The following is a 6,029-nucleotide window of genomic DNA, read 5'->3' as shown; positions in this document are numbered from 1 at the left end:
GGGGGCGCCAGCGAGTCGTCCAGCGTCGAGGGGATCAGCATTTCGACCACCGGCTCGCGGCTCCAGCCGTGCTGCTTGGCATCGCTCCAGGCGCGATCCATGTAGCCGAGGCTTGGCGCCAGGATGATGCCGGCGGTGAGGTGGTCGCCGTTGCCGGGGAGTGCCTTGAACGAGGGCAGGCCGGACAGCGCAACGTTCATTCGAAAGGTGCCGGAGCCGTTCTTCCAGGCTTTCATACGGCGGCGGAAGTCGTCGGGCAGTGCGTCTCTCGGCACCAGCCGCGTGTAAAGAAGCTTCGGATTGACGTTCGCGGCGACGTATTTGGCCCGGATGGTGCGGCCGTCCTCGAGCGTGACACCGACCACGCGATCCTTTTCCACCAGCACCTCGTGCACGCCGGCTGCCGTTTCGATCTCAGCGCCGGCCGCGCGGGCGGCGGCTGCCATCGCCTGGGTGATCGCGCCCATGCCGCCGATGGCATGGCCCCAGACTCCCTTCTTGCCGTTCACCTCGCCGAAAGCGTGATGCAGCATCACGTAGGCTGAGCCGGCCGCATAGGGGCTGGCGTAATTGCCGACGATGGCGTCAAAGCCGAACAGCGCCTTGATCAGATCGTGCTCGAACCGATCGTCCAGCATTTCGCCGGCCGAGCAGGTGAACAGGTCCAGCAGCAATCGCTGCTGTTCCAGCGACAGCGCGCGCAGCCGGTTCGCGGTACCGAGCGCAGCGATCCCTTCCCGAATCGCCCCGACGCCGAAACGCTCGACCAGGTTGGGCGGCGCGCGCAGCACGAAGTGCCGGAGGACGTCCGCGATCTGCTCCAGCTCTGCCGAGAAGGCGTCGATCCGGGCGGAGTCACGCTTGCTGAGATGCGCCACAGAGGCGGCCGTGTATTTGGCGCCGGTGATCAGATATTTGCCGTTCGGCTCGGGCAGGAAGTTCTGCGCCCGGCGCTCGACGATGCGCAGGCCATGCTCGTTCAGCCGCAGATCGGCGATCACCTTGGGATTGAGTAGGCTGACGGTGTAACTCGCTACCGAGTTCCGGAAGCCGGGATGAAACTCCTCGGTCACCGCAGCGCCGCCCACCACGCTGCGGCGCTCGACCACCTTCACCTTCAGCCCGGCCTGCGCCAGATAGGCTGCGCAGGTGAGGCCATTGTGGCCAGCTCCGATGATCAGCACGTCGGGATCGGACATCGGCACTACCGAGGAGCGAGGGGCGGGGGCTTGATTGGGAGTTCCGGCGCGCGCCAGCGCTGAAACCGAACCCCGTCATCAAAGATTTGCTTATCAACGGCTTGTCTATCAGAGACTTGTCCATTGCGCATCCCGGCGCCCGGCGGCCTAGGCACAACGTCGCGGCGGCGCGATCCGAGTGGATGGCGGCGCCCGGTTCTGCGATGGTCGAGCCCAAGATCCGCCGCCGGAGGCAGCCACCGGGACGTTGTGTTTGCGGCGGCCGCGCGTTTGAGATGTCTGCACCGGCTTCGCCGGATCGTCCACGTTGGAGACCGTATGACCGAGCCGATGCTGCCCGCCGCCGTCCGCCACAATTCGGAGGCGCGCGACCGGGTGATCCTGATTGTCTACACCGCCGCGATCTTCACCAGTGCGCTGCTGCTGTTCTCCGTGCAGCCGCTGTTCACCAAGATGGTGCTCCCCCGGCTCGGCGGCTCGCCCGCGGTGTGGTCGGTGGCAATGGTGTTCTTCCAGTCGCTGCTGCTCGGTGGTTATGCCTACGCGCACTTCATCAGCCAGTTCCGCAACCGGGTGATCCCGGTTGCGATCCATCTGGTGCTGCTGGTCGCCGCCATGCTGACGCTGCCTCTGTCCATCGCCGACGGCTGGGGCACGCCGCCGGCGAGCGGCTACGCGTTCTGGCTGCTTGGGCTGTTCGCGGTGTCGATCGGGCTGCCGTTCTTCGCGCTGGCCGCCAACAATCCGCTGCTGCAGGCCTGGCTCGTGCGCACAGGCCATCCGAACGGCCCGGATCCATATTTTCTTTACGCATCATCGAATATCGGCAGCTTCCTGGCGCTGCTGTCCTATCCGGTGCTGCTCGAGCCGACGCTGACGTTGCGGTCGCAGAACCTGGTGTGGACAGGCGGCTACGGCCTGCTGATCCTGCTGATCGCCGGTTGCGGCTACCTGCTGCTGCGTTCGCCGAAAATGGACATTCGTGCCGGCGCTGCCGACGATACCGCCGCCGCCGTGGCTCCCTCGTGGATGTTGCGCGCGCGCTGGGTGTTCCTGGCCGCGGTGCCGTCGGGCCTTTTGATTGCGGTCACGGCCCATATTTCGACCGACGTTGCAGCGGCACCGCTGCTGTGGGTGCTCCCGCTGTCGTTGTACCTGTTGACCTGGGTGCTGGTGTTCCAGTCGCGGCCCCTGCTGCCGCACAAATGGATGCTGGGGCTGCAGCCGCTGGCCATTGCGGTGATCGCGATCCTGCTGGCGTATACAGGGACCGCCAATCTGCTGGTGATGCTCGCCGGGCATCTGATCTCGTTCTTCATCATCGCCATGGCCTGCCATGGCGAACTGGCGCGGACCCGGCCGGACGCCCGCCATCTGACCGGCTTCTATGTTGCGCTGTCGTTCGGCGGAATGGTCGGCGGCCTGTTTGCAGGTCTTGTGGCGCCGTACAGTTTCTCCTGGATCGCCGAATATCCGATCCTGCTGGCGCTCGCCGTGCTGTGCCGGCCGCGCGTGATCGAACGCGTGCCGAAATGGACGCGGTGGTACTGGTTATTCCTGGCCGCGCTCGCGGTGGCGCTGGTCGCGCCGGCTTTCGCCTCGGGTAAGATCTATGACTGGATCGGCATCAACCGCATGCTGATCGTCGGCGATGTTGCCGCCGTGGCGGCATTCGCCGCGCTGGTGCTGCGCGCTGGTCGCTGGAAGGTGTTCGCCACCATCGTGCTCGCGCTAGCGCTGATCCGGCTTTATCCATCCGACGACGGCCGTGTCGATACGGTTCGCAGCTTCTTCGGCGTCCACAAGATTCAGGTGACGTCGAACGGCCAATATCACGTGCTGCTGCACGGCACGACGATCCACGGTGCCGAGAAGATGCTGAACAACGACGGCACGCCGGTCACCGAACGGCCGGAGCCGATCACCTATTATCATCAGAGCGGTGGCATCGGGCAGGGGATCTCGGCGATCCGCGCCCGCAAGGGCGAGCCGCTGCGGGTCGCGGTGATCGGGCTGGGCTCGGGCTCGCTGGCCTGCGCGTCGCAGCCTGGCGAGACCTGGAAGTTCTTCGAGATCGACCACTCCATGGTCGATACCGCGCGCGATCCGAAATACTTCACCTATGTGAGCAAATGCGCGCCGGACCTGCAGCCGGTGATGGGCGATGCGCGGCTGACCTTCGCCAACGAGCCGAACGGGACCTATGACCTGATTATCGTCGATGCCTATTCGTCGGACGCGATCCCGATTCACCTCGCCACCCGTGAGGCGATGGCGATCTACAAATCCAAGCTGACGCCGCGCGGCGCCGTGCTGATGCACGTTTCGAACCGGCATCTCGAACTGACCAGTGTGGTGGTCGGCATTGCCACTGCCAACGGGCTCAAAAGCTGGAGCTATTCGGAGGATTCCGATCGCGACGCCGAATACATCTTCTCGACCTCGGTGGTCGTCTCCGCACGCGAGCCGGAGGACGTCGGCAGCATCGCCTCGTCGCAAGACTGGACCCTGACGGAGCCCCGTCCGCACCAGCGGGTGTGGACGGACGATTACTCCAACGTGCTCGGTGCCGTCTGGAGAAGGCTCCGCGAGGGGGAAGACTAGGCGGATCCCGTCGAACCCATCTCGCAGCGTGGATAAGGTCCCAAACGCAGATGCCCGGCACGAGGCCGGGCATCATCACGCTTGTCGCGGTCTCTGGGCGGCTCAGTACGCCGAATAGCCGCCGTAATAGCCGCGCGGCTGGTAGTAGCCCCGCGGGGCGTAGGCCGGAGGGGCGTAACTGTCGTCCGAATACTGATACTGGTATTGCGGCTGATATTGCTGCTGGCCATACGCGCGGCGATAGCCGGGCGGGGCCGGGTAGCGACGCCCATCGTCACCATCGGCCGGATAGATATAGCCGTCGTCAGCGACCTGCGGACCTGCAACGCGCGGCTGGGCCGGCGGAGCGAGCTGGACCGGCTGACCGTCGGCGTCATAGGTGGGCGTCGGCAGCGGGGCGCGGCGGGCCACCGCGGTGTTGGCCTTGCCGGGTTGCCGTGCCAGCGCAACCTGCGACGAACCTGTCAGCGTCACGGTGGTGTTGAGCACGCCGTCCTTTTCGACGAGGGCGTAAAGAGTGGCCGCGTTCTCACGCGACAGCCGGACGCAGCCGTGAGACACGGGCACGCCGAGCTTGCTTACCGAATCCGTGCCGTGAATGGCGTGGCCGCGCTTGGTGAAGAAGATCGCGTGCGGCATCGGCGCGTCGTCGAACTCCTTCGAGTAATGATCGGGCTCCATCCGGAAGGTCTGGAAGGAGCCATTCGGAGTCTCGTGAGACGGATTGCCGGTCGACACCGGCCATTGGTAGCGCGGCACGCCGTCGACCGCCACGGTCATCTGCTGATTGTCCTTGTCGACCGTGATGGCGATCTTGGCCTCCGCGGAGCCTGCCGCCGCGAGCAAGATCAGACCGGTGAGGGAAGCGAGATACGTACGCATGAATTCCGGCCTCCTCGGCCCGGTCCTTCCAAGTTGTGAGCCGTCCCCGGCGGTAATATGCGCAGCGGCTTGCCTTGTTTCCAGAGGCGAGCGCGTCGCAGCGGGAAAGCTGCCGGTAGTGTTAATCGCGCGACGACCGGGCATCGCGAAGACGCCGGTGAGGCGGAAACGCGGCCGAATGGAACCGAAGTTGCGACTGTGGGTTGACGCTCCGCAAATCGGCTCCGACGATCACGCGGGGACTATCCGGAGGATGCATTCCAATGAAGACCACAACGAAAGCGGCCGTTCTTGATCAGCGGGCTCTGAAGACGGCTTTGGCTGCGGCCGCATTGGCTCTGAGCCTGCTTGCGATCCCGACCGCCGGTCATTCCCAAGGGATTGTTCGTGGCGCCGAAGAAGGCGCCTATCGCGGCAATCGCGCGGCAGGTCCGATCGGTGGCGCGGTCGGGGGAGCCATCGGCGCTGGTGTCGGCGGCGCCGTCGGAGCCGTGAACGGCGTGCTCGGCATCCCGAACCATGGCCCACGCTATCGGTATCACCGAGGTCACCGCTGCCACGGTTACTATCGTCACGGCCGCTTCCGCTGCCGTTAAATAACTCAACGAGGCGGGCGGCGTTTGGCCGTCCGCCTCACGCGCTGCCTCGCAGGATGAAGCCCATTGCGAGAGAAGCCAAGCGCCGAGCTTGCGCAGGACCTGATGTCCGCCGGCTGGACCGCGATTGACGACGAATGCAGCGTCGCTGGTGCGCTGGATTGCGGAACAGAGAAATTCGCGAAACTTTCATTTTTCCGCTTGCAGCCCCGGAAGTGAGGGGCTATACACACATCTACGCGCTGCCCGCGGGTCGGGCTTCCTCTCTTGGCTCTCAGGCCAAGGGAGAAATTGGCGCCTTTGAATGCATCCTCACTTCGATGAGTGACGCAACAGCCGAGAGTTATCGGTTGGCGTTTATCATTGTCGGTGTAGGGTAGGCACCCTTCCTAAGGGTGTAGAGGTCTTCGGATCTCGGGCTGTTTGACAAGTTGAGAAGAAGAAAGAGAAACGTGGACGGCGGAGTCCTTGCGGGTCTCGACTGTGGGAAGGCTTAGGCTTTCGCGTGGTTGGGGCCGGACGAAAGACTTCGGCGGATACACGTTTCAAGGAAACACCATGTTCGTTTGCGCTGTGAAGCGCGGCGACGAGTGTCGACCTTCGGGTTGATGCAATGGTGGGACCTCGTCAAACGTTGTGATCAGCCGGTTCAAAGTTTCAAGTCCAACTTGAGAGTTTGATCCTGGCTCAGAGCGAACGCTGGCGGCAGGCTTAACACATGCAAGTCGAACGGGCGTAGCAATACGTC

4 protein-coding genes and 1 rRNA gene are annotated in these 6,029 nt (G+C 64.4%); 3 read left to right on the top strand and 2 right to left on the bottom strand.

Annotated features, from left to right (window positions below; genetic code table 11):
• Window positions 1-1,199 (bottom strand): phytoene desaturase family protein (locus ACOJTD_RS11265; RefSeq protein WP_420133001.1); only part of this gene is annotated, 1,199 nt, incomplete at its 3' end.
• Between the two features lie 318 nt (window positions 1,200-1,517).
• Between ACOJTD_RS11265 and ACOJTD_RS11260 the strand changes: the two genes are divergently transcribed.
• Window positions 1,518-3,803 carry a spermidine synthase gene (locus tag ACOJTD_RS11260; RefSeq protein WP_420133000.1) on the top strand — a complete coding sequence of 762 codons (2,286 nt, stop codon included), beginning with the start codon at window positions 1,518-1,520 and terminating at the stop codon, window positions 3,801-3,803.
• 102 nt (window positions 3,804-3,905) lie between these two features.
• On the opposite strand, the gene ACOJTD_RS11255 is transcribed toward ACOJTD_RS11260, so the two are convergent.
• A complete protein-coding gene (locus ACOJTD_RS11255; protein ID WP_420132999.1) occupies window positions 3,906-4,685 on the bottom strand; it encodes a L,D-transpeptidase in 780 nt (259 codons plus the stop codon).
• A gap of 263 nt (window positions 4,686-4,948) precedes the next feature.
• On the opposite strand from ACOJTD_RS11255, the gene ACOJTD_RS11250 reads away from it, so the two are divergent.
• A complete protein-coding gene (locus ACOJTD_RS11250) occupies window positions 4,949-5,281 on the top strand; it encodes a hypothetical protein (RefSeq protein WP_420132998.1) in 333 nt (110 codons plus the stop codon).
• A 664-nt stretch (window positions 5,282-5,945) separates the two neighbouring features.
• Window positions 5,946-6,029: ribosomal RNA gene (locus ACOJTD_RS11245) — 16S ribosomal RNA — on the top strand; the annotation flags it as partial.

This window comes from Rhodopseudomonas sp. (assembly GCF_048594845.1).
GTDB lineage: Bacteria > Pseudomonadota > Alphaproteobacteria > Rhizobiales > Xanthobacteraceae > Rhodopseudomonas.
The sequence above is the reverse complement of the archived record's forward strand: the minus strand, read 5'-3'. Positions and strand labels throughout refer to the sequence as shown.